General features: G+C 70.8%; 2 protein-coding genes (1 of these 2 only partly in view). Both read right to left on the reverse strand.

Translation table 11 applies throughout. The features are described 5' to 3' along the window. On the reverse strand, positions 1-17,195 hold a 17,195-nt coding region (locus ON31_RS26150; RefSeq protein WP_051037762.1), incomplete at its 3' end, for a non-ribosomal peptide synthase/polyketide synthase. Further along, positions 17,195-26,523: the 3' portion of a non-ribosomal peptide synthase/polyketide synthase gene (locus tag ON31_RS26155; RefSeq protein WP_255222262.1), read on the reverse strand. 8,695 nt of this gene lie beyond the right edge of the window; 9,329 of the gene's 18,024 nt are visible here — the last part of the coding sequence; its start codon lies off the right edge, out of view; it ends in the stop codon at positions 17,195-17,197. The genes ON31_RS26150 and ON31_RS26155, both read right to left, overlap by 1 nt.

The following is a 26,523-nucleotide window of genomic DNA, read 5'->3' on the forward strand; positions in this document are numbered from 1 at the left end:
TCGCCGCCGACGTGCAGGACGCGCAGCCGGTCGAGTCCGACGGGGTCCATGGTGGCCAGCACGCCGGGCGGGATCAGGGCATGGGTCACCCCCTCGTCTCGCACGAGTTCGGCGAGTTCGGGGCCGCCGTACACCGACGGCGGCGCGATCACCAGCGTCGCGCCGGTCGCGAAGGCGCACAGCCATTCGAGCACGAACGGGTCGGCGACGGGGATGCGGATCTGGAGCATCCGGTCCTCGGCGGTGAGCCCGTATCGCACCACGGCATGGTCGACCAAGGGCCGCAGACCCGCGTGGGTGACGGTGACGCCCTTGGGCTTTCCGGTGGAACCGGAGGTGTAGATCAGGTAGGCCGGGTGGTCCACCAGCAGCGGGGACAGCCGGTCGGCATCGGTCGGGTCGGTGGCGCGGTAGCGGGCGCACTCGGCTACCACGGCCGGATCGTCGAGAAGCAGCCACGGCAGGTCGGCGGGCAGGTCCGCCGCGAATTCGGCGAGCGTGACGCCGAGCACCGGCGCGGCGTCGGCGAGGACGTAGCGCACGCGGTCGGCGGCGTGGGCGGGGTCGACGGGGACGAACGCGCCGCCTGCCTTGGCCACGGCCAGCGCGGCGACCACCCCGTCGGCCGAGCGCGGGAAGGCCACCGCTACCCGCCGCTCCGGGCCCACGCCCCGGGAGATGAGCAGTCGGGCCAGGCGATTGCTCACCTCGTGCAACTGCTGATAGGTGATCTCGCCGCCCTCGGCGCGCACGGCGATCCGCTCGTAGCCGTGAATACTGCCGCGGCTCGCGATTTCCGGCAGCAGTGCCGTGCGACTCGCGGCGGGCACGGCGGTGAATCCGGCGCGCTCGGCCGCCGACAGCAGCGGCAGATCACCCACCGCGGTCTCCGGCCGCGCGGCGGCGGCCGTCAACAACCGGAGGAACCGCTCGGCCAGGACCTCGACCGTCTCGTCGTCGAAAAGGTCGCGGGCGAAGGTGATCTCGCCGTCGATGCCGGCGGGTGCGCCCGCCGCCGTCATCTGGTCGCGCAGGGCCACCGACAGATCGAATCGGGCGGTGTCGTCGCCCGCGGCATCCAGCGTGGTCATGGTGACGCCGGGCAGCTCGGCGGTGGTCGCGGCGAAGTTCTGGAAGGTCAGCGCCACCTGGAACAGCGGATGGCGGCCGCTGGCGCGGGCCGGGCGCACGGCCTCCACCAGCCGTTCGAAGGGCAGGTCGGCGTGGGCGAACGCCGCCATATCGGTGTCACGGACCGATTCCACCAGCGCATGAAACGTATCGTCGCCGCGCACCTCGGTCCGCAGCACGAGGGTATTGACGAACATGCCGACCAGGTCGTCCAGCGCCGCCTCGCCACGGCCCGCGACCGGGGTGCCGATAGCGATATCGGTGCTCGCGGACAGGCGGGCCAGCAGCACGGCCAGCGCGGCGTGCACCACCATGAAGAGGGTGGCATTGTGTTCGCGCGCCAGTTCCGCCAGCGCAGCGTGGGTTTCGGCGTCCACGGTGAAGGCGAAGCGACCGCCGCGGAAGGTCGGCCTGGTACCGCGCGGGCGGTCCGTCGGCAGCCGCAGTTCCTCCGGCAGTTCGGCCAGCTGCCGTCGCCAGTACGAGAGTTGCCGACCCGCCAGCGATTCGGGGTCGTCGTCCGCGCCGAGCAGGGCACGCTGCCAGAGGGCGTAGTCGGCGTACTGCACCGGCAGCGGCGTCCAGTCCGGAGCCGCGCCGTGGGTCCGGGCCGTGTAGGCAGTGACCAGATCGCGGGCCAGCGGAGCCAGTGACCAACCGTCGGCCGCGATGTGATGGACGACGAACACCATGACGTGGTCGTCGGCGGCCAGCCGCAGCAGCGCCACTCGGAAGGGCGGGTCGGTGGTGACGTCGAAGCCGGGGGCCACGACGGCGGCGATGTCGTCGGTCAGCCGCGCGGGGGCCGAGGCGACCGGGACGAGTTCGGCGGCCACCGCGTCCGGCGGCCGTATCCGCTGCACCGGACCGTCCGGAGTGTCGGGGTAGCTGGTGCGCAGCACTTCGTGCCGGGCCGCCACATCGGCGACGGCCGACCCGAGCGCGGTGACGTCGAGGGTTCCCGACAGGCGCACCACCAGCGGGATGTTGTACACGGCGGCGCTCGCCTCGAGGCGGTTCAGCAGCCAGATGCGCTGCTGGGCCGGGGACAGCGGAATCCGTTCCGGCCGCGGGGCCGGGGTCAGCGGCGCACGATCATGGGCGGTGCCGGTCCGGATGGCGGCGTGCGCGGCCAGTGCCGCCACGGTGGGGGCCTCGAAGACGGCCCGCATCTCGATATCGGCCGAGAGCGCGGCCGAGAGCCGGGCCACCACCCGGGTGGCGATGAGCGAGTTGCCGCCGAGTTCGAAGAAGTCGTCGTCCAGGCCGATCCGATCGCGACCCAGCACCTCGGCGAAGACGGCGGCCACCGTTTGCTCCGCCGCGGTGGCGGGGGCGCGGTAGACCTCGGGGGTGTAGGACGGTGCGGGCAGCGCCCCGCGGTCCAGCTTGCCGGAGGCATTGAGCGGCATCTCGTCGAGCACCACGACGGCGTTCGGCAGCATGTACGCCGGAAGGCGCTGCGCCAATTCGGCTTTCACCCGCTGCGGGTCGATGTCACCGGCGGCCGTGAGGTAGGCGACCAGCTGATCTCCGGTGCGCTGGTCGTGACGCACCACCACCACCGCCTGGGTGACGGAATCCAGCTCGGCGAGGGCGGCTTCGATCTCGCCCGGCTCGATGCGCAGTCCGCGCAGCTTGACCTGGAAGTCGGTGCGTCCCAGATATTCCAACTCACCATCGGCGTTCCACCTCACCAGGTCACCGGTGCGGTACATGCGCTCGCCGTCGCCGAAGGGGTTGGCCACGAACCGATCCGAGGTCAGATCGGGCCGCGCCACGTAGGCCGTGGCGAGCTGGTCCCCGGCCAGGTACAGCTCGCCGGCGACGCCCGCCGGGACGGGGTGCAGGCGTGCGTCCAACACGTAGACCCGAGTGTTGAAGACGGGAACGCCGATCGGAACCGTATCGACGTCGGCGTCGGTGACCTCGTGATAGGTGACGTCCACGGCGGCCTCGGTCGGCCCGTACAGGTTGTGCAGCCGGGCCCCGGTCAGCTCCCGCAGCCGCTGCGCGGACTTGGACGGCAACGCCTCCCCGGAGGCGAATACCTGGTGGAACCGGATTCGGGTGTGCCCGTCGGTGGCGTCGAGTGCGGCCACGAAGACGGCCAGCATGGACGGCACGAAGTGGGCGACCGTGATGCCTTCGCGGGCGACGAGTTCGGTCAGGTAGGCGGGATCACGGTGACCGTCGGGTGCGGCGAGCACCAGACGGGCGCCGATCTGCAAGGGCCAGAAGAACTCCCACACCGAAACGTCGAAGGTGGCCGGGGTCTTCTGCAGCACCACGTCGCCGGTGCCGATGCGGTACTCGTACTGCATCCACACCAGGCGGTTCACGATGGCGGCGTGCGAGACCGCGACACCCTTGGGGCGACCGGTCGACCCCGAGGTGAAGATCACGTACGCGGTGTGGCCGGACCGCAGCGCACAGCGGCGATCGGCGTCGGTGACCGGGGTGTCGGTGTAGGTCGACAGGTCGAGCCTGTCTATGCGCACCTGCGCGGTATCGACATCCAGGTCGTCACCCGAGGTGAGCACGGTGACCGGATCGGCGGTACCGAGGATGTACTCGATGCGGTCGGCGGGGTGGTCCGGGTCCAGCGGCACGTATGCGCCACCGGCCATGACGACGGCGTACATGCCGACGACCAGGTCGATGGAGCGGCGCATGCCCAGGGCCACGAAGGTATCCGGGCCGACGCCCTCTGCGATCAGGAATCGGGCGAGCCTTCGTGCCCGGGAAGCGAATTCGGAGTATGTCAGGCTGGTATTGCCGTAGGTCACCGCGCTCGCGTCCGGTGTTCGCGCGACCTGGCCCTCGAAGAGCGAGGCCAGGGACAGCGCGGCGTGCTCGGATCGTCCGGCCGTGAGCCCGACCGCGGTGGCATTGCGCTCGGACAGCAGCAGTTCGCGTTCCGCGGAGGCGAGCAGGTCGATATCGCCGACCCGCACGGCGGCATCGGCGACGGCGGTCCGCAGCACCCGCTGGAACCGGTCCGCGAAGGCGGACGCGGTACCGGCGTCGAACAGGTCGGTGGCATAGCGCAGGGCCACCGACAGCGCCGTGCGGCCGTCCTCGGCGGCGATCTCGGTGCAGGCCAGCGACAGGTCGAACTGGGCGGCGGTGTTCTCGATCGGGAAGCCGGAGACCTCCAGGCCGGGCAGCCGCAGGACGGTGTCGTCGCGATGCTCGAAGGTGAGCAGCGCCTGCACGATCGGCGAATGCGCTTGGGAACGCACCGGGTTCAGTTCGTCCACCAACCGCTCGAACGGCAGGTCGGCGTGGGCGAAAGCCCGCACGTCGGCATCGCGGACGGTGCTGAGCAGCTGGGCGAAGGTGGCGTCCGAGCGTACCGGGGTCCGCAGCACCAGGGTGTTGACGAACATGCCGACCAGGTCGTCCAGGGCCTGTTCGGAGCGTCCAGCGATCGGGGTGCCGATAGCGACGTCGTCGGTTCCGGCCAGGCGCGCCAGCAGCACCGCGTAGGCGGCGTGCACCACCATGAAGGTCGACACTCCATGGCGGCGTGCGAGTTCCGCGATCGCGGCGGTGGTGTCGGCGGACAGCTCGAACAGCAGCGCCGCACCCCGGCCGGTCCACACCGGCGGACGCGGGCGGTCGGTCGGCAGTTCCAGCACGGGGGCGAGGCCGGCGAGTTCGGCGCGCCAGTGGGCGATCTGGGCGGCCAGCGCCGAGGCAGGATCGTCGGCGTCGCCGAGCGCTTCCCGCTGCCACAGCGTGAAATCGGCGTACTGCACCGGCAGTGGCCGCCACGACGGCCGGGTGCCCTCGGCGCGAGCGGCGTAGGCCACCATGAGGTCGCGGGCCAGCGGTCCGGTGGACACGCCATCGGCGGCGATGTGATGGGTCACCACGACCAGTACGTGCTCGTCCGGGGCGGCCCGCAGCAGGGCGACGCGCACCGGCAGTTCGGTGCGCAGGTCGAATCCGCGTCCGGCCACGGCCGCCACCGCGCCGGACAGATCCGCTGCGTCTACCGGCTCGAGGTCGGGCGCGGGTACGTCGGTCACGGGGACGATGTCCTGCCGCGGGCCGTCGGCGTCCGCCGGGAACAGCGTGCGCAGCGCCTCGTGCCGTGCCATGACATCGCTGACGGCGGCGCGCAGGGCGTCGATATCCAGGGTTCCGGTGAGCCGGAGCGCGGCGGGGATGTTGTAGAGCGGCGATCCCGGTTCCAGGCGGTTGAGCAGCCACATCCGAGTCTGCGCCAGGGACAGCGGGATTCGCTCCGGGCGCGGCCGCGGCGCCAGTGCCGCGGTCTGCCGGTCGGTGCGGACGGCCCGCGCGGCCAGTTCGGCCACGGTGGGTGCGTCGAAGACCTCGCGCACGCTCAGATCGCAGCCGAGCGCCGCGTTGGCGCGGGCCACCAGGCGCATCGCGAGCAGTGAATTGCCGCCGCGACCGAAGAAGTCGTCGTCCGCGCCGACAGGTCCGCTGCCCAGCAGATCCGCCACCAGGGCCGCGAGCACTGACTCCGCGCCTTCCCGAGGTGCTCGGAAAGCGGTAGTGGCGGCGGTGAACTCGACGGCGGGCAGCGCCTTGCGATCGAGTTTGCCGACGCTGGTGCGCGGCATATCGTCCAGCACCACCAGATGGGCGGGCACCATGTATCCGGGCAGTCGGTCGCGCACCTGCTCCAGCACGGCGGTCTCGGAGATGTCCTCTCCGGCGAGATATCCGACCAGACATTCGGTGCCCGCCGTATCCTGCGCCAGCAGTACGGCGGCATGGGCGACACCCGGCACCGCCAGCAGTGCCGCCTCGATCTCACCGAGTTCGATCCGCTGGCCGCGCAGCTTCACCTGGAAGTCGTTGCGGCCCAAATACACCAGATCGCCGTCCCGATTCCAGCGCACCAGGTCGCCGGTGCGGTACATGCGACTTCCGGGCACGCCGAACGGGTCGGCGGTGAAGCGCTCCGCGGTGAGCGCGCCGCGCCCCTGATAGCCGCGGGCCAGCTGCGCACCGGCCAGGTACAGCTCACCGGTGACGCCGGTCGGCACCGGGCGCAGCCGGGCGTCCAGCACATAGGCGCGGGTGTTCCAGTTGGGTCGGCCGATCGGGACCTCGTGGTCGGCGTCGCTCACGCCGAATTCGTGGTAAACGGCGGAGATGGCCGCCTCGGTGGGCCCGTAGGCGTTGTGCACCGCGCCGCCGACGTGCTCGCGCAGCAGGGTCAGCAGTTCGGCGGGCAGCGCCTCGCCGCCGGTGTGCAGGTGGCGGAAGGACCGCAGCGCGTCGCCGTGTCCCTCGGCGATGAGCGCCGCCAGCACCGAAGGCACGTGTTCGGCGATGGTGACGCCGAACTCACGCATGAGCCCGGCCAGATGGTCGAGGTCCCGGTGACCGCCCGGCCGCGGAATCAGCAGCGGCGCGCCGACGAGTGCGGGCAGGAAACATTCCCACACCGACACGTCGAAGGTGAGCGGCGCACGCTGCATGATGCGGTCGTCGCGAGTGACCCCGTAGCGGTTCTCCAGCCAGCGCAGCTGATTCATGATGGCGGCGTGGCTGGTCGCCACCCCCTTGGGCAGACCGGTGGAGCCGGAGGTGAACAGCACGTAGGCGAGATTGTCGGGGCGCAGCGGGGCACGGCGCTCGGCGTCGGTGACCGGTCCGGCCGCCAGCGCGGACAGCTCCGTCGCGGTGGTATCGAGGTATCGCACGCCGTCGACCGCGGGCAGGTCGACGCCGCCGACGGTCAGCACCAGCGTGGTGTTCGAGGTCGCGAGGACGTGTGCGATGCGATCGGCCGGATGCTCCGGATCGACCGGCAGATAGGCCGCGCCCGCATGTACGACGGCATAGAGCGCGATCACCATGTCGAAACAGCGGTGCGCGGTGACGCCCACGATGTCGTCCGGGCCGATACCTGCCGCGATCAGTCGGCGCGCCAGCCGATTCGCCCGCGCGGCCAGCTCGGCGTAGGTCAGCGAGTCGCCCTCGAAACGGAGGGCGACGGCGTCCGGATCGAGTTCGGCCCGCCGGTCGAGCAGATCGGCGAGGGTTTCGCGGGGCAGTTGCCGGACGGTGGCATTGCGGTCGGACAGCAGCAGCCCCCGCTCGGCCACCGACAGCAACTCCACATCGCCCGCCGCACACCGCGGATCGGCGATCATGGCGCGCAGTACCCGTTCGAAGGCGGCCAGGAAGTCGCGCGCCGTCACCTCGTCGAACAGGTCGAGGGCGTAGTGCAGGTGCACGTCGATACCCGCGGGCGCGCCCGCGGTGTCGTAACGGTCGGTGAGGGTCCAGTCCAGGTCGAACTGGATGGGGCGCACTCCCGCGTCGATGGCGGCGATGGCCAGGCGAGCCAGGCGGAACTCGGGCTGGCTGTGATTCTGGAGCGTGAACCCGACCTGGTAGATCGGCGCATGCGCTTGGGAGCGAACCGGATTCAGCACCTCGACCAGCTGCTCGAACGGTACCGCGGCGTGTTCGAAGGCGGCCAGGTCGGTGTCGCGCACCTGCGCCAGCAGTTCGGCGAGGGTGGCGTCGGGTCGGACATCGGTGCGCAGCACCAGGGTGTTGACGAACATGCCGACCAGGTCGTCCAGCGCCTCGTCGCCGCGACCGGCGACGGGTGTGCCGATGACGATGTCGCGGGTGCCCGAGAGCCGGGCCAGCAGGACGGCCAGTGCCGTGTGCAGCACCATGAACGGGGTGGCGCGGGCGGCGTTGGCAAAATCGACGGTGGCCGCGTGCAGGTCGGCGTCCAGGTGGCTGCTCACCTCGCCGCCGCGATTCGTCGCGACGGCCGGACGGGGGCGGTCCGCGGGCAGCGTCAACGCCTCGGGTACGCCGCGAAGCCGGTTGCGCCAGTACTCCAGCTGCCGAGCGAGTACCGAACCGGCGTCCTCGGCGCTGCCGAGCACATCGCGCTGCCAGTGCGCGAAGTCCGCGTACTGCACGGGCAGGGGGGCGCTGTTGGGCGCGGTATCGGCGCACCGCGCGACATAGGCGTGGGCGAGATCGCGGGTGAGCGGCGCGAAGGACCAGCCGTCGGCGGCGATGTGGTGGATGACGAACAGCAGCAGGTGGGTGGGCTCGTCGGCATCGATGAGCCGCAGCAGGCGAACGCGTAGCGGCACCTCCACCGTGACGTCGAAGGTGGTGCGCGCCAATGCCTCCACCAGGCCCGGCAGCTCCGCGGTGGTGACCGGCTCCGCCGCCGGATCCACCAGTCGCGTGTCCGGCGGCAGGATCAGCTGGGTGGCCTGGCCGTCGTATTCCGGGTACAGCGTGCGCAGGGTCTCGTGGCGGGCGATGAGGTCGGCGATGGCGCTACGCAGCGCGGCAACGTTGAGCTGGCCGGTGAGGCGAAGGGCGAAGGGGATGTTGTAACCGCCGCCGCGGGGGTCGAACCGATTGAGGAACCACATGCGCTGCTGGGCGATCGACAGCGGAATGGTGTCGCCGCGGTGCCGGGCGGTGACCGGTGGGAGCGCCACCGGTTCGGCGCCGGTCGGCTCGGCGGCGTCGATCCGGGCCGCCAGGGCGTGAACGGTGGCGTTGTCGAAGATGGTGCGCAGCGGGACGGGCACGCCGGTGCGCTTGGCGAGCCGGGCGGCCAGGCGGGTGGCGACCAGTGAGTTGCCGCCCAGGGCGAAGAAGTCGTCATCCGCGCCGACCGGGGTGGTGAGTTCGAGGACGTCGGCGAAGACGGTGGCGACGAGGCATTCCGAATAGCCGGTGGGGGCGCGGAATTCGCGTTCCTCGGGGGCAGGTGCGGGCAGGGCGGTGCGGTCCAGTTTGCCGTTGGCGTTCAGTGGGAGTTCGTCGAGGACGACGAAGGCCGACGGAACCATGTAGGGGGGCAGCGACAGCGACAACGCCGCATGCAGCGCGGCGGCGTCCGGCGCGGGCTGCTCGAGCGCGGGAACGAGGTAGGCGACCAGTCGATCGCCGGTCGGGGGGTCGGTGCGTAGTGTGACCACCGCTCGGGCCACCGAAGCCTGGGCGGTGAGGACGGCTTCGATCTCGCCGAGTTCGATGCGCAGGCCGCGCAGTTTGACCTGGAAGTCGCTGCGGCCCAGATAGATCAGCTGCCCGTCGGGGTTCCAGCGCACCAGGTCGCCGGTGCGGTACATGCGCTCGCCGACGCCGAAGGGGTTGGCCACGAAGCGATCCGCGGTCAGCTCGCAGCGCCGGAGGTAGCCGCGGGCGAGCTGGGTTCCCGCGAGATAGAGTTCGCCCACCAGCCCGGGGGCGACCGGACGCAGGCGGGAATCCAGCACGTAGACACGGGTATTCCAGACCGGACCGCCGATCGGGACCGGGCCGTCCATCTCGGCGGGGACCGGCGCGACGGTGGCGTGCACGGTGAATTCGGTGGGGCCGTACAGGTTGTGCAATGGGGTCGTACCGAGGCGGCGGAAGGCGGCCACGGTATCGGCGGTCAACTCCTCACCCGCGACCAGCAGGGCGCGCACGGAGTCGGCCGCGCGCGGCGGGGCCTCCTCGGCGAAAGCCCGGAGCATGGAAGGGACGAAGGAGGTGATGGTGACCCGCTCGGCCGCGATCACCTCGGCCAGGTAGCGGGGATCGCGATGGCCGTCGGGCTCGGCCACGACCAGTCGGGCTCCGGTCGCCAAGGGAGCGAACAGTTCCCACACCGAGACGTCGAAGGTGGCGGGGGTCTTGAGCAGGACGACATCGTGAATGCCGAGCCGGTATTCGGCAGCGAGCCAGCGGATCTGGTTGAGCGCGGCGGCGTGCGGGACGGCCACCCCCTTGGGGCGGCCGGTCGAACCCGAGGTGAAGATGACGTAGGCCAGATGGTGCGGGCGCAGCGGGGCCAGCCGGTCCGCGTCGGTCAGCGGCGCGTCGTCGTAGCCGGTGGTGTCGAGTTCGTCGATGCGGATGCGGGGCACGCCGGGGAAATCCGGTCCGTCGTCGACCGCGAGCACGCAGACCGGTGCCGCGGTATCGGCGATATGGGCGCGGCGCTCGGCGGGATGGTCGGGGTCGAGCGGTACATAGCCGCCACCAGCGGCCAGTACCGCGTACATGCCGATGACCAGGTCGACGGAGCGCCGCAGGTCCAGGGCGACCAGGGTCTCGGGTCCGACGCCCTGGGCGACCAGGTGGCGCGCCAGGCGGTGGACCTGGGCGGCGAAATCGCCGTAGGTGCGGCTGATGCCCCGGTGGACGACCGCGGTGGCGAAGGGGCTGCGGGCGGCGCGCGCCTCGAACGGCGACAGCAGGGTCGCGCCGTCGGGCAGCGGGTGCTCGGTGTCGTTCCACTGCTCCAACACCAGGGCCCGTTCGGCGGTGCCGAGCAGGTCGATATCGCCGATCCGGATTCGCGGGTCGGCGATCACGGCCCGCAGTACCCGGACGAAGCGGGTGGCGAAGGACGCCGCGGTCTCGGCGTCGAAGAGTTCGTCGGCGTAGCGCAGGCTGCCGCCGAAACCGCCGGAGCGTTCGCCCGCCACCAGGTGCAGATCGAATTTCGCGGTGGTGTCCGCGATCTCGATGGGCGTGATGGTCAGTCCGGGTAGGGACAGTCGCGCTGCCGCGTCGTCGTCGGTGACGCTGAGCATGACCTGGAACAGCGGATGCGCGCCGGTGGAACGATCGGTGACGAGGTCGTCCACCAGGCGCTCGAACGGCAGGTCGGCATGGGCGAAGGCGGCCAGATCGGCATCGCGCACTCGGGTCAGGAAGTCCGCGAACGGCATCGTGGCATCCACCCGGGTACGCAGCACCAGGGTATTGACGAACATGCCGACCATGTCGTCGAGTTCACGGTCACCGCGCCCGCCGACCGGTGCGCCGACGGCGATGTCACCGGTGTCCGCGAGCCGGGACAGCGTGGCCGCGAAGGCGGCGTGCACCACCATGAACAGGGTCGCGCCGTGCGAGCGGGCGATGTCTCGGAGCCCGGACAGCACGTCGCCCCCCGCCTCGAACTCGACCGCTCCCCCGGTGTTTCGTGGTCGCGCGGGTCGCGGTCGGTCGGTCGGCAGCGGCAGGAGGGCGGGCAGTTCGGCGAGAGTGTCGCGCCAGAAGCCCAGTTGCCGATGGGCGAGATCGCCCGGGGTGGCGTCGGAGCCGAGCAGTTCACGCTGCCAGAGCGTGTAGTCGGCGTACTGGATGGCGAGCGGCTCCCAGTCGGGAGCCTGGTTCGCGCGGCGAGCGGTATAGGCGCGCACGAGATCTCGGACCAGGGGCGGCATCGACAGCGCGTCACCGGCGATATGGTGCAGCACCACGACGAGGATGTACTCGTCGGCGGTCGATGCGGTGTCCGTGGTGTCCTCGCTGTTCGCGTCCCGGTCGACCAGCAGCAGTGCGAGGCGCGCCGGCAGATCGCGGGTGACATCGAACGGAGCGCGCACGATCTCGGCCACGGCCTCGGGCACGTCGGCGGCGGCCACCGGTACCGGACTCAGGCTGAACCCGACCTCTTCGACGGTCAGTACGCGCTGGTACGGACCGGATTCGGTATCCGGGTAGCAGGTGCGCAACGATTCGTGCCGGGCCAGCACATCCAGGGCGGCCCGCTCCAGCGCCGAAGTGTCCAGGTGGCCGCTCGAGCGCAACACCACGGGCAGGTTGTACAGACCGGACCCGCCCTGTTCGCTCTCCAGTCGGTTGAGGAACCACAGCCGCTGTTGGGCCAGCGAGAGCGGCACCCGGTCGGGACGGGCGCGGCGCGTGAGAGCCGGCCGCGGCACGGTATCGGTGAGCGCACCGACAGCGGTGGCGAATTCGCCCACCGCCGGGGCCTCGAAAAGGATGCGGACCGGTATCCGCGCATCCAATTCGGCGCCGATTCGGGCGGTCACCCGGGTGGCGGTGAGCGAACTGCCGCCCAGGGCGAAGAAATCGTCGTCCAGCCCGACGCGTTCGATCCCGAGCACCTCCGCGAAGACCCCCGCCACAAGGCGCTGGACGGCGTCGACCGGTGCGCGGAAACGCCTGGCCGCCAACACCGGGATCGGCAGCGCCCGGCGGTCCAGCTTGCCGCTCGCGCCCAGTGGCAGGGCATCGAGTTCGACGATGGCGGTGGGCACCATGTACGCGGGCAGCCGCCGGGTGAGGCCCGCGCGCAGCCGGTCGACATCGAGGTCGGCCCCGGGCGCGCGGACGACATAGCCCGCCAGGTAGTCACCGGCCTCGGCGGTGACCAGCCGGACCGCGGCCTGGGCGACCTCGGGTGCGGCGGCGAACGCGGTCTCGATATCGGCGAGTTCGATGCGCTGGCCGCGGAACTTGATCTGGAAGTCGATGCGGCCCAGGTAGATCAGTTCTCCCTCGGCGGACCACTTCACCAGATCCCCGGTGCGGTACATGCGTTCGCCGGTGCCGAAGGGGTTGGCCACGAAGCGATCCGCGGTCAGATCGACCCGCCCGTGATAGCCGCGCGCCAATTGCGCACCGGCGAGATACAGTTCGCCGGGTACGCCGATCGGCGCGGGGCGCAGTCGGGTGTCCAGCACGTACACCTGGGTGTTCCATTCCGGCTCACCCATGGGTACCGGCTGGTCGCCGGGCTCGTCCACCTCGCGAGCGGTGACGGTGACGGCGGCCTCGGTGGGGCCGTACAGGTTGTGCAGTCCGGCGTCGCTCACCGCGCGGAAGGCGGCGACGGTCTCCGGCGGGAACGCCTCCCCGGCGACGAAAACATCGCGCAGCGAATCGAGTTCGCCCGGACGCGCGTGGGTGGCGAAGACCGCCAGCATGGACGGGACGAAGTCGGTGAGCGTAATGCCGTGCCGGGCGATGGTTTCGGCGAGGTAGCGGGCGTCGCGGTGGCCGTCGGGAGCGGCGAGCACCATGGTCGCGCCCGCGCGCAGCGGCAGGAAGTAACCCCACAGCGAGACGTCGAAGGTGCTGGCGGTCTTCTGGAGGTAGCGGTCGGCGGCGCGAACGCGGTATTCGGCGTGCATCCACGCCATCTGGTTGGTGATGGCGCGGTGGCTCACGGCCACGCCCTTGGGGGCGCCGGTGGAGCCGGAGGTGAACAGAACGTAGGCCGGATGGTCCGGGTGCAGGGGGGCGCGGCGTTCGGCGTCGGTGATCCGTGCGGCCGAGTGCGCCCGGGGGTCGAGGTCGTCGACGCGGTACAGCGGAGCCTCGAGACCCTCGGGAAGTGTGAAGTCGTCGGTGGTGGTGGTCAGCACCACCCGTGGACGGGCGGTGGTGAGGATGTGGGCGATGCGGTCGGCCGGGTGGCTCGGATCGACGGGCGCGTACGCGCCGCCCGCGCGCAGCACCGCGTACATGGCGGTGACGAGTTCGACCGAGCGCGCCATGGCGAGGACGACCAGCGATTCCGGTCCGACGCCCGCGTCGATGAGCAGCCGGGCCAGACGGTTGGCCCGCTCGGACAGTTCGGTGTAGGTGAGTTCGGTGTCGCCGGAGATCACGGCGACGGCGTCGGGCGTGCGGCGTAGCTGGGCCTCGAAGCCCTCGTGCAGGAACCGCTCGGCGACCTTGTGCCCGGTGGCATTCCAGCTCGAGGTGACATAGTCGAGTTCGCCCGCGCCCAGGAGTTCGATATCACCGATCGGACGATCCGGCTGCGCCGTGGCGGTGCGCAACAGGCGCAGAAACTTGGCCGCGAACTCTCGTACCGTCGCCTGATCGAAAAGATCTGTGGCGTAGGTGAATTCGGCACGGTACCCGGCGTCGCACTCGGAGACGGTGAGGTTCAGGTCGAATTTGGCGAAATCGGAGCGGAATTCGACCGGCGTGGTGTCCAGGCCCGGCAGCACGGGTGTGGTCGTGCCGAGGTTCTGCATGAACAGCGCGACCTGGAACAGTGGGTGCCGGTTGCGGGCGCGGGCCGGATTGAGCACTTCGACCAGACGCTCGAACGACACGTCGCGGTGGGCGAAGGCGCGCAGGTCCCGCTCGCGCGCGTGCGCTACCAGTTCGGTGAACGACGACCCGGCCACCACCCGGGTGCGCAGCACCAGGGTGTTGACGAACATGCCGACCAGATCGTCCAGCGCCCGGTCTCCCCGCCCGGCGACCGGGGTGCCGATGGCGATATCGGTGGTCCCCGATAGTCGTGCCAGCAGCGCGGCCAGTCCGGCGTGCAGAACCATGAACGGGGTCGCGCCGCCGACGGCGGCCAGCCGGTCGACGGCCGCGCGCAGGTCGGCGTCGATGGTGAACTCGAGCGAGGCGCCACGATAGCTCGATACGGCCGGGCGCGGGCGGTCGGCGGGGAGATCCAGCTGGGCGGGCAAATCGTCGAGTTCGCTTGTCCAGAACTCGAGCTGGCGGGCAACGGTCGAGTCGGGATCGTTCTCGTCGCCGAGCAACTCGCGTTGCCACAGCGCGTAGTCGGCGTACTGGACCGGCAACGGCTCCCACCCGGGACCGTCACCGTCACGGCGGGCGCCGTAGGCCAGCACCAGATCACGCACGAGCGGAACCAGGGAGACGCCGTCGGCGGCGATGTGGTGCACGACCAGCACCAGGGCATGGTCGGCGGGACCGATCCGGAGCAGTTCGACCCGCAGCGGCACCTCACCGGAGACGTCGAATCCCCGTCCGGCCGCCGCCCGCACCGCATCGTTCAGCCGCTCCGCGACGATATCGCGCGGGGTGAGTTCGACGGCCATATCGTCGCGAACGACCTGGACCGGTCCGGCGGCGGTCTGCGGGTAGTAGGTGCGCAGGATCTCGTGCCGTGTGACCAGATCGGCGACGGCGGCGCGCAGTGCCGACGTATCGAGTTCGCCGCGCAGCCGCAGCGCAACCACGATGTTGTCGACCGCCGCCGTATCGAAGCCGTCAGTGGCGGACTCGGATTCGGTGTGCGCCAGGCGGTTGAGGAACCACATGCGCTGCTGTGCGGGTGACAGCGGCACCAGATCCGGACGCGGTCGCGCCACCAGGGCGGGCAGGGACGCCGCCGTGGCGGCGGTGTCGGCCAGCGCGGCCAACGCCGCCACCGTGGGGCGGTCGAAGAAGTCACGCACGTCGATGGCGATGCCCAGCGCCTCGGCGGTGCGGGCGATGGCCCGGGTGGCGATCAGCGAGTTGCCGCCCAGGGCGAAGAAATCGTCGTCCGCCCCGATCTGCTCGACCCCGAGCAGATCGGCGAAGATGGCGGCCACGGTGAGCTCGGCGGCCGTTTCCGGCTCGCGGTACTCGGCGGTGCTGTCGGTGAACACCGGTTCCGGCAGGGCACGGCGATCCAGCTTGCCGTTGGCGTTCACCGGCATGTGGTCGAGCACCGTCAGCAGTGACGGCACCATGTACTCCGGCAGCAGTTCGCGGGTCGACGCGAGCACCGCCGCAGTGTCCAGATCGCGTTCGCCGACCACATAGCCCACCAGATGGTCACCACCGGCGTGCCGGTGCAGCACCACGGCCGCCTGCGCCACCGCGGCGTGACGCAGCAGGGCGGCCTCGACCTCGCCGAGCTCGACGCGCAGGCCGCGCAGCTTCACCTGGAAATCGCTGCGGCCCAGGTATTCCAGTTCGTCGGGACCGCCGTCCACGGTGGGTGTCCAGCGCACCAGGTCGCCGGTGCGATACATCCGATCACCAGGCGCGCCTTCGGGATTGGCGACGAACCGCTCCGCGGTCAGACCGGGCCGCGCCACATAGCCGCGGGCCAGCTGCACGCCCGCCAGATACAGTTCACCGACCACCCCGGACGGCACCGGGCGCAGATCGTCGTCCAGCACCAGCAATTCGGTGTCATCGGCGGCGGCGCCGATGGGCACCGTATCGACGTCGGCGGCGGTGACCTCGTGGGCGGTGACGTCCACGGCTGCCTCGGTGGGGCCGTACAGATTGTGCAGACAGGCACCGCTCACGTCGCGGAAGGCGGCGGCGGTCGCGGCGGGCAGCGCCTCACCGGAGGCGAAGACGGCGCGCAGCGAATCGGCCACCCCCGGCTCACCGCGGTCGAGTGCGAGCGCGGCCTCGGCGACGAAGACCGCCAGCATGGACGGGACGAAATGCGCGATGGTGATGCCGTATTCGTCGATGGCACGCAGCAGGTAGGCCGGGTCGCGGTGACCGTCGGGCGCCGCGATCACCAGCGTCGCACCGGTCTGCAACGGCCAGAAGAACTCCCACACCGACACGTCGAAGGTGAAGGGCGTCTTCTGAAGCACCACATCGCTGTCGTCGAGCCGGTAGAGCCGTTGCCGCCAGCGGAGATTGGCGACAATGGCGCGGTGCGACACCGCCACGCCCTTGGGGCGGCCGGTGGAGCCGGAGGTGAAGATGACATAGGCGGTGTTGCTCCCTACCGGCTGCGATAGGTAGGGATCCGCACTGAGCGTGGTGGCATCGGGGGCGATGTCCCCGGCGGTGCGCTCGAACTCGTCGATGCACAGCACCGGCACGTCCGCGTCGAGATCCGGCCGATCGTCGGTGGTGGTGAGCACCAGCGCGGGGGCCGCGACGTCCAGCACGTAGGCGATGCGGTCGGCGGGGTGATCCGGATCGATCGGCACGTACGCGCCGCCCGCCTCGAGGATGGCGTACATACCGATCAGCAATTCGACGGAGCGCCTGGCCGACAGCCCCACCAGCACATCGGGCCCGACGCCGTAGTCCAGCAGCCGCCGGGCGAGCGCGTGCACGCGGGTGGCGAATTCGGCGTAGGTGAGACTCTGGTCGCCGCAGCGCAGCGCCACCGCGTCGGGAGTACGCTCCACCTGCTCCTCGAACAGGGTCACCAGGGTTTCGACCGGGGCGAGGTTCGGGACCAGCACCCCCGCAGCCGCGTCGACGGCATCGGCGAGCAGCTCGTCCAGCACGGTGGCCAGCGCGCCTTCCGCACCCTCCATCAGGCCGGGCAGCTGACCGGAGACCACGACCTGGACCAGGGCGTCGGGTTCGAGCGCCCCGCCCATGGCCTCGGCCAGCACCCCGACCTCGGCGGCCAGGGCCGCGTAGGTGACAGTGGTGTCGCCCTGCCGCAGGGCGACGCGCTCGGGTTCGAGCGCGGCCACCGTTTCGATGAGATTCGGCAGGTCCGCTGTGCCGTAGGCGCTGCGCAGCGCCGCGTGACTGCCGAACCGGCTCAGGGCTACCGACTCCGCGTGTTGCATCAGACGTTTCCTTCCGTACTTGCCGAGCGAAGGACCAGACCGCGCGCATCCCCCGCGAGGGTGTACAGGGCCTGGGTGAGGCCGCCCGCGCCGAGGGCGGCCACGATGCCGGGTGCCAGTCCGGCGAGGGCGACCTGCACCACTGCCTCCGGCTTCGCCGCCGCGCCCATGGCGCGGGCCACGGCGGCGATCTTGGTGTCCAGGGCGTGGTAGGTGATGCGGTGCTCACCGTGGGCGAGCGCGATGGCATCGGGTGCGAGGGTGGCGGCGGCCGCGACGAGCGCCGGAAGTTCCGCCGGATGCTCCGCGCTCCGCCCGCCGGCGTCCGGATCGACGACGGCGGCAGTGGTTTTCGCCCCGCGTCGCTCCCGCTCCGCCGCGGTGCGGATATCGACCGCACGCACCGGGGTGGCGGGATCGTCGGCGATGGCCCGCAGCACGAGCAGCAGGCGGTCGGCGAGCAACCGGACGGTGGCGGCGTCGAAGATATCGGTGGCGTAGGCGAACCGCAGTCGCAATCCGGTCACCCGACCGCGCTCGTCGTAGCGCTCCATTCCGGTGAGATGCAGGTCGAACTTGGTTTCGCCGAGTTCGGGTTCCAGCACCTGCACCTGCACACCGGGCAGGGCGACCTTTCCGGTGGGCACGTTCTGGAAGGTCAGCATCACCTGGAACAGCGGCGAGTACGAGCTGGATCGGGTGCGGCCCATGGCCTCCACCACGCGCTCGAACGGCACATCGGCGTGGGCGAACGCCGCGAGATCGCGGTCGCGCACCTGCCGCAGCAGTTCACGCACCGGCAGCGCGGCGTCGACCTCGGTGCGCAGCACGACCGTGTTGACGAACATGCCGATGAGGTCGTCGAGCGCCCGCTCACCACGGCCCGCGACGGGTGCGCCGATGGCGATGTCGCGCACACCGGACAGCTTCGACAGCAACACCGCGAAGGCGGTGTGCACCACGCCGAACAGGGTCACGCCGTGCTCGCGCGCCACCAGCGCCAGTCGAGCGGTGAGGTCCGTCCCGGCGTCGACCTCGAGCGCGTCGCCGCGCATCTCGCGCCGTGCCGGGCGGGGACGATCGGTGGGCAGCGGCAGCTGTTCCGGCACACCGGCCAGTTCGGCGGTCCAGAACGCCAGCTGCCGGGACAGCAGGCTGCCGGGATCGGTGTCGGAACCGAGCAGCTCCCGCTGCCAGGCGCTGAAGTCGCCGTACTGGATCGCCAGCGGTGCCCAGGCCGGAGCGGCACCGCTCAGTCGCGCGGTGTAGGCGAGCACCAGATCACGGGTCATGGGCGCGACCGAGTAGCCGTCGGCGCTGATGTGGTGCAGGACCACGACGAGCACGTGTTCGGTCGGCGCGGTCCGCCACAGACGAGCCCGCACCGGAGCGGCGGCGGTGACATCGAAACCGGCGGAGACGAACTCGCCCATCCGCGCGTCGAGTTCGTCGTGCGCCAGCGGAACCGGCGTGAGATCGAACTCCACCGCGCTGACGGCGAGCACCTCCTGCACCGGCTCACCGTCGATCTCCGGGTAGCGGGTGCGCAGAATCTCGTGGCGGCCCAGTACATCCCGCACGGCGGCGGCCAGCGCCCGCCCGTCCAGCGTGCCGGTCAGCCGGATGGCGACGGGAACGTTGTAGGCCGCGGCGTCGGGCTGCAATCGGTTGAGCACCCACATGCGCTGCTGGGCGAGCGATAGCGGCGCGGGGCCGGTGCCGGCCCGCCGTGTCGGGAGCGGGCGGGCCGCATCCGACTCGGCGGTGGTCAGCCGCTCGGCGAGGCCGCCGACCGTCGGCGCGTCGAATACCGCGGCCACCGGCACCCGCACGCCCAGATCCTCGCCGAGGCGTGCGGCCAGTCGGGTCGCCATGAGCGAATTGCCACCCAGGGCGAAGAAATCGGTGTCCACACCGATGAGCGCATCGGTGTCGATAACCTCCGCGAACGCGGCGGCCACCAGTTTCTCGGTGACGGTCGCCGGGTCGCGGTGCGCCGTGTCGGGCAGTACCGGATCGGGCAGCGCGGCTCGGTCGACCTTGCCATTGTCATTGAGCGGCAGGCTGTCCAGTACGACCACGGCGGCCGGGACCATATAGCTGGGCAGCGCACGGGCGAGGGCGGCCCGCAGCGCCGCGGCCGTGTCGTCGTGCTGCTCCGGATTCGCCTGCGGCACCGCCGCATAGGCGATGAGCCGATTCCCGGCCGCGACCGGCCGGGCGACCGCCACGGCGGCGCTCACCCCGTCGCAGCCGCGCAGTACCGTCTCCACCTCACCGAGTTCGATGCGGTGGCCGCCGATCTTGACCTGGAAGTCCGCGCGGTCCAGGTACTCCAGTGCGCCGTCGGCGCGCCAGCGCACGATATCGCCGGTGCGGTACATGCGGCCGCCGGAGAACGGGTCGGCGACGAAGCGGTCGGCGGTACGGGCGGGCCAGCCGTGATAGCCGCGGGCCAGCTGATCACCCGCCAGGTACAGCTCTCCGGGCACGCCCACCGGCACGGGCCGCAGGCGGTCGTCGAGCACGTACCCGCGGCTGTTCCAGGCCGGGCCACCGATCGGCACGGTGTGCGCGGTCGGCTCGCGCACCTCGTGCGCGGTGATCGAGACCGCCGCCTCGGTCGGGCCGTAGAGGTTGAACAGCCGTGCGCCGCCGGACTTCTCCAGGAACTCGGCAGCGGTGGCCACTGACAGGGTCTCACCGATGGTGAGCACGGCACGCACCGGAGCGGGCAGCGGTCCACCCGCCAACAGCATGGCGAGCAGCGACGGCACCGGATGCAGCACTGTGACGCCGTGCCGCTCGATCAAGGCTCGCAGCCGATCCGGATCGCGTTCGTCGCCGGGCGCGGTCACCACCAGACTGCCGCCGGTGACCAGCGGCGACCACAACTCCCACACCGACAGGTCGAAGGTGGCGGGCGTTTTGAGCAGCGCCCGATCGCCAAGACCGAGGTCGAAAGTGCTTTGCAGCCAGTGCAATTGGTTGACGATGGCCGCGTGCGTCACCGTGACACCCTTGGGCTTGCCGGTGGAGCCGGAGGTGAAGATGACGTACGCCGGGTTGTGCGCACGCAGCGGACGGACCCGCTCGTCGTCGCGGATCGGCGCGGGCGACAGCGCGGTGAGGTCGAGCGCGTCGACCTCGTGCACCGGGACGGCGGTGTCGAAAGGCAGCCCGTCGGCGGCGGTGGTGAGCACGCAGACCGGTGCGGCGGTGTCGATGATGTGGGCGATGCGTTCGCCCGGGTGGTCGGGGTCGATCGGCACGTACGCGCCACCGGCTTTGACGACCGCGTACATGGCGACGACCAGATCGATGCCACGCCGCATGGCCAGCGCCACGGTGCGCTCGGGAGCGACACCGCGGGCGATGAGGTGGCGGGCCAGCCGATTCACGCGGGCGTCGAACACGGCGTAGTCGAGCGGGTTCCCGTCGGCGTCCAGCAGCGCTATCGCATGCGGAGTACGCGCGACCTGAGCATCGACCAGGGCGGCGAGCGTGGTCGCGGGCACCGGGTGCGCGGTGTCGTTCCAGTCCCGCAGCATCCGCTGTCGCAGTTCGGGTCCCAGCAGGTCGATGTCGCCGACGGCGGTATCCGGCGCGGCCGCGATCGCGGCCAACGTCCTGGCGAAAGCGTCCACCACTCGCCGGGCGGTGTCCGCGGTGAACAGGTCGGTGGCATAGCCGAGGGTCATCGCCATACCGGCGGGCGATCCGGCCTCGTCGTATTCGTCGACGGCGAACAGGTGCAGATCGAATTGCGCTATGTCGTTGTCGAATTCGATCTCGGAGACGGTCAGGCCGGGCAGTCGCAGGGCGGCCCGCTCGTGGTTCTGGAAGGACAGGCCGACCTGGAACAGCGGATGCCGTGCGGTGGAGCGTTCCGGATTGAGCACCTCCACCAGACGCTCGAACGGCACGTCGGCGTGGGAGAAGGCGGCGATATCGGTGGTGCGCACCCGGGTCAGCAGCTCCGTGAAGGGCGCGGCGGCATCGACGTCGGTGCGCAGCACCAGGGTGTTGACGAACATGCCGATCACGTCGTCGAGCGCGCTGTCGCCGCGCCCGGCGACGGGGGTGCCGACGGCGATGTCGGGGCTGCCCGAGAGCCGGGCCAGCAGCGCCGCGAAGGCGGCGTGCACCACCATGAACAGGGTCGCGCCCCGTTCCCGACCCACCGCGATGAGCCGGGCGTGCAGATCGGCGTCCACGGTGAAGTGAATCCGCTTGCCGCGCAGACTCTGCCGGGCCGGACGGGGATGGTCGGCGGGCAGGTCCAGCTGGTCGGGCAGCCCGGCGAGCGTCTCCCGCCAGTAGTCCAGCTGCCGGGCGGCCAGCGAGCCGGTGTCGTGTTCGGAACCGAGCAGCGCGTGCTGCCACAGGGCGTAGTCGGCGTACTGGACGGCGAGCGGCGTCCAGGCCGGAGCACATCCGTTCAGGCGGGCCGCGTAGGCCACCACGAGATCCCGAACGAACGGCACCAGCGAGGAGCCGTCGGCCGAGATATGGTGCAGCACACCGGCGAATACGTACTCGGTGGCATCGATACGGAACAGCCGGACCCGGACCGGGATATCGACGGTGACGTCGAAGGTAGTGTCCGCGAGTTCCCGAATACGCTGGGGCAGTTCGGATTCTGTGACCGGTTCGGGAGCGACGCTCGGCACGGCCCGATCGGTGGGCAGGATCACCTGCGCCGCCCCGGCGGCCGTCTCCGGATAGACGGTCCGCAGCGACTCGTGCCTGTCGATCACGTCACCGAGGGCGGCCGCCAACGCCTCGACATCGAGTGCACCCGAAAGCCGCAGCGCCAGTGGGATGTTGTAGGCCGTGGAGGTGCGGTCGAAGCGGTTGAGGAACCACATGCGCTGCTGCGCGGGCGACAGCGGCAACCGCTCCGGCCGCACCCCCGCCCTCAGCACCGGCCGTGGGGCGGATTCGGCATCGGTGCCGATGCGGGCGGCCAGGTCGGCCACCCGGGGGAATTCGAACAGCATCCGAACGCCGACTGTCGCGTCGAGAACGCCGCCGATGCGGGCCACCGCCTTGGCGGCCAGCAGCGAGCTGCCGCCCAGGGCGAAGAAGTCGTCGTCCGCGCCCACCTGGTCCACGTCCAGCAGGTCCGCGAACACACCCGCGACGATCTCCTCGGCGAAGGTGGCGGGCCTGCGGTAGGTGCGGGACTCGAAGACCGGCGCGGGCAGCACCGCCTTGTCCAGTTTGCCGTTGACGGTCAACGGAATGCGCTCGAGCACGACCAGGGCGGAGGGAATCATGTGCTCGGGCAGCCGTCGGGCGACGGCTTGGCGCAGCGCGGCCACCTCGAGCTCGTCCGCGTCCGCGGGCACGACGTAACCGACGATGCGGGCCTCGTCGTCCCCCTCGCCGCGTCGCACCACCACGGCCGCCTCCCGGACACCGGGTTCGGCCAGCAGCGCCGCCTCGATCTCGCCGAGTTCCACCCGGAAGCCGCGCAGATTCACCTGCTGGTCGGCCCGGCCGAGGTATTCGATATCGCCGGTGGCGGTCCACCGGGCCAGATCACCGGATCGGTAGGCCAGCGCGCCCGGCGCACCGTAGGGATCGGCAATGAAACGAGCGGCGGTGAGGCCGAACCGATTCAGATAGCCGCGCGCGAGTTGCCCGCCGGAGACGTAGATCTCGCCCGGTACGCCCACCGGCACCGGCAGCAGGCGCGAATCCAGCAGGCGCATGGCCAGTCCCGGCAGCGCGCTGCCGATCACGCTGGCGCTGCCGGTGTCGGCCGGAATGGGCCGGTACGAGGTGTGCACCGTGGTCTCGGTGATGCCGTACATGTTCACCAGCACCGGAGACTCCGGATGACGAGCGAACCAGTCCCGCAGCCGCTGCGGTTCCAGCGCCTCGCCACCGAAGATCACATAGCGCAGCGCCAGATCATCCGCGGCTTCGGCGTCGGCGGCGATCAGCTGATAGAACGCGGTCGGCGTCTGATTGAGCACCGTCACCCGCTCGGTTGCCAGCAGTTCCCGGAACTGACGCGGCGACCGCGAGGTGAAATAGTCGACCAGCACGATGCTGCCGCCGTAGAGCAGAGCGCCCCACAGCTCCCACACCGAGAAATCGAAAGCGTACGAGTGGAACATGACCCACACGTCCGACGGCCCGAAACCGTAGTGACGGTGCGTATTGTCCAGCAGGCGAATCACATTCGCGTGCGGGATCACCACACCCTTGGGGCGGCCGGTGGAGCCGGAGGTATAGATGACATAGGCGGCGTTGGCGGGGTCGAGCGGGGCGCGCCGGTCGGCGTCGGACACCGGGACATCGGGGTAGCCGTCGAGATCGACGGTGTCCACATCGATCACTGGTCCGCCGAACCAGCCCGCGAGCAGGTTCGCACCGGCGCTGGTCAGCGCACACACCGGCCGCGCGTCATCGACCACGTACTCGATGCGATCAGCCGGATAATTCGGATCGATCGGCAGATAACCACCACCCGCCTTCACCACCGCCAACAACGCCACCACCAGATCCGCGGTCCGCGGCAACGCCACCGCCACCAACGCCTCGGGCCCGACACCGGCGGCGATCAACCTCCGCGCCAACCGATTCGACCGCGCATCCAACTCGGCGAAGGTGAGTCGCTCCGCTCCGGCCCGCACCGCCACAGCGGCGGGGTCGATCATCGCGGCCCGCGCGAAACGGTCGGCGATGGTGTGACCGGCCGCGATATCGGCCCCGGTGCGCGACCATTCGTGCAGGGCACGCCGCTGTTCCTCGGCGCTGAGCAACTGGATGTCGCCGACCACCACGGTGCGATCGGCGGCCACCGCGGCCAGCACCTGTTCGAAGCGGCGAGCCAGCACCGCGATGCTGTCGGCGTCGAAGAGATCGCGTGCGTAGGTGATCTCGACCACCATGCCGCCGGCGCGGCCGTCGGCGTCGATGTGCTCGGTGACGGTGAACTGGAGGTCGAATTTCGCGGTGCCGGTATCGGCGTCCTCGGCACGCACGGTCAATCCGGGCAATTCGAGGTCGGGCAGCGTGAAATTCTGGAAGGTCAGGGCCACCTGGAACAGCGGATGCCGGTTACGTGCCCGCGCCGGAGCCAGCTCCTCGACCAGCCGCTCGAACGGCACGTCGGCGTGCGAGAGGGCCGAGATATCCGTTTCGCGCACCTGCCCGAGCAGCGTGTCGAAACTCAGGCGCGGGTCGACCTCGGTGCGCAGGACCAGCGTATTGACGAACATACCGACCAGCCCGTCGAGTGCGCGTTCACCCCGTCCCGCCACCGGTGTGCCGATGGCGATGTCGGCGGTGCCGGACAGCCGCGCCAGCAGGACCGCCAGCGCCGCGTGCAGGGTGCTGAACAGCGTCGCATCGTGCTTGCGCGCCAGCTCGGCCAGACCGCTGTGCAGATGCGAGTCGATTCGCGAGCGATGGGTGCCGCCGCGTTCGGTGGAAACGGCCGGGCGCGGGCGGTCGGTCGGCAAGTCCAGATGTTCCGGCAGCCCCGCCAGGCGAGTGCGCCAGTACGCGAGCTGCCGCGCCAGCGCCGACTCCGGATCGGCAGCGGAACCGAGCGATTCCGCCTGCCACAGTGTGTAATCCGCGTACTGGACCGGTAGCGGACGCCAGGCCGGGGCCGTGCCCGAGCGGCGCGCGGCATAGGCGGTCATGAGGTCTGCGGCCAACGGGCCGAGCGAGAAGCCGTCGGCGCTGATGTGGTGCAGCACCAGGGCGAGTACGTGCGTCTCCGGGACGGTGTCGAGTCGCAGGAGCACGGCGCGCACCGGGGTCTCGCGGGTCAGATCGAACCCGGCCGACACGAATTCCGTTATGCGCCCGACGATGTCGTCCGCCGTCACGGTGAGCGTCGCCAGCGCTCGCGGTGCCGCGGGAAGCACCTGCTGGTGCGGCCCGTCCGGACCGTCCGGGTAGATGGTGCGCAGTGCTTCGTGCCGCTCGATCACATCGCCGAGCGCGGTCGCCAGCGATTCGGTGTCGAGTGCGCCGGTGAGCCGGATGACCAGCGGGATGTTGTCGGCGGCCGAATCCGCGTCGAAGCGGTTGCGGAACCACATGCGCTGCTGCGCGTACGACAGCGGCAGCCGGTCGGGGCGCGGCCGGGCTTCCAGCGGAATGCGGGTACCGGCACCGGCATGCGCCTCGGCATGGGCGGCCAGGGCGGCCACACCGGGATATTCGAACACCGCGCGGACCGCGAGCTCGGCGTCCAGCGCGGCACCGATGCGCGCCACCGCCTGCGCGGCCAGCAGGGAGCTGCCGCCCAGGGCGAAGAAGTCGTCGGCCGCGCCGACCCGCTCCAGGCCGAGTAGTTCGGCGAACACCCCCGCGACGATCTCCTCCGCGACACCGGTGGGACGCCGGTAACCGGTGGTCTCGAACACCGGTGCGGGCAGGGCGGCGCGATCGAGTTTGCCGTTGACCGTCAACGGAATATGCTCCACCGCGACCACGGCGGCGGGGACCATGTACTCGGGTAGCCGCCGCGCCGCCGCCTCCCGCAGCAGCGCGGGGTCGACCGCGGCGTCGGCCACCACGTAGCCGACGATGCGGGCCCCGTCCACACCCTCGTCACGTCGCACCACCACGGCCGCCTCCCGGACACCGGGCTCGGCCAGCAGCGCCGCCTCGATCTCGCCGAGTTCGATGCGGAAGCCGCGCAGGTTCACCTGCTGGTCGGCCCGGCCGAGGTACTCCAGTTCCCCCGCCGGGGTCCAGCGGGCCAGATCGCCGGACCGGTAGGCCAGCGCACCGGGCGCACCGTAAGGGTCGGCCACGAAGCGGGCCGCCGTGAGCGCGGGGCGGCCGAGGTAGGCGCGAGCCAATTGGCCACCGGAGACATAGATCTCGCCCGGTACTCCCACCGGCACCGGACGCAGGCGCGCATCCAGTACGCGCAGCGCCAGGCCGGGCAGCGCACCGCCGATCACGCTGGTGGCACCGATCTCCGGAGTGATGGGCCGGTAGGACGCGTGCACCGTGGTCTCGGTGATGCCGTACATGTTCACCAGCACCGGAGACTCCGGATGACGAGCGAACCAGTCCCGCAGCCGCTGCGGTTCCAGCGCCTCGCCACCGAAGATCACATAGCGCAGGGCCAGATCGCCAGCGCCCTCCCCGTCGGCAGCGGCGGCGGCTTCGGCGTCGGCGGCGATCAGCTGATAGAACGCGGTCGGCGTCTGATTGAGCACCGTCACCCGCTCGGTTGCCAGCAGTTCCCGGAACTGACGCGGCGACCGAGAGGTGAAATAGTCGACCAGCACGATGCTGCCGCCGTAGAGCAGAGCGCCCCACAGCTCCCACACCGAGAAAT

This window comes from Nocardia otitidiscaviarum NBRC 14405, from assembly GCF_000308635.1.
Lineage (GTDB): Bacteria > Actinomycetota > Actinomycetes > Mycobacteriales > Mycobacteriaceae > Nocardia > Nocardia otitidiscaviarum.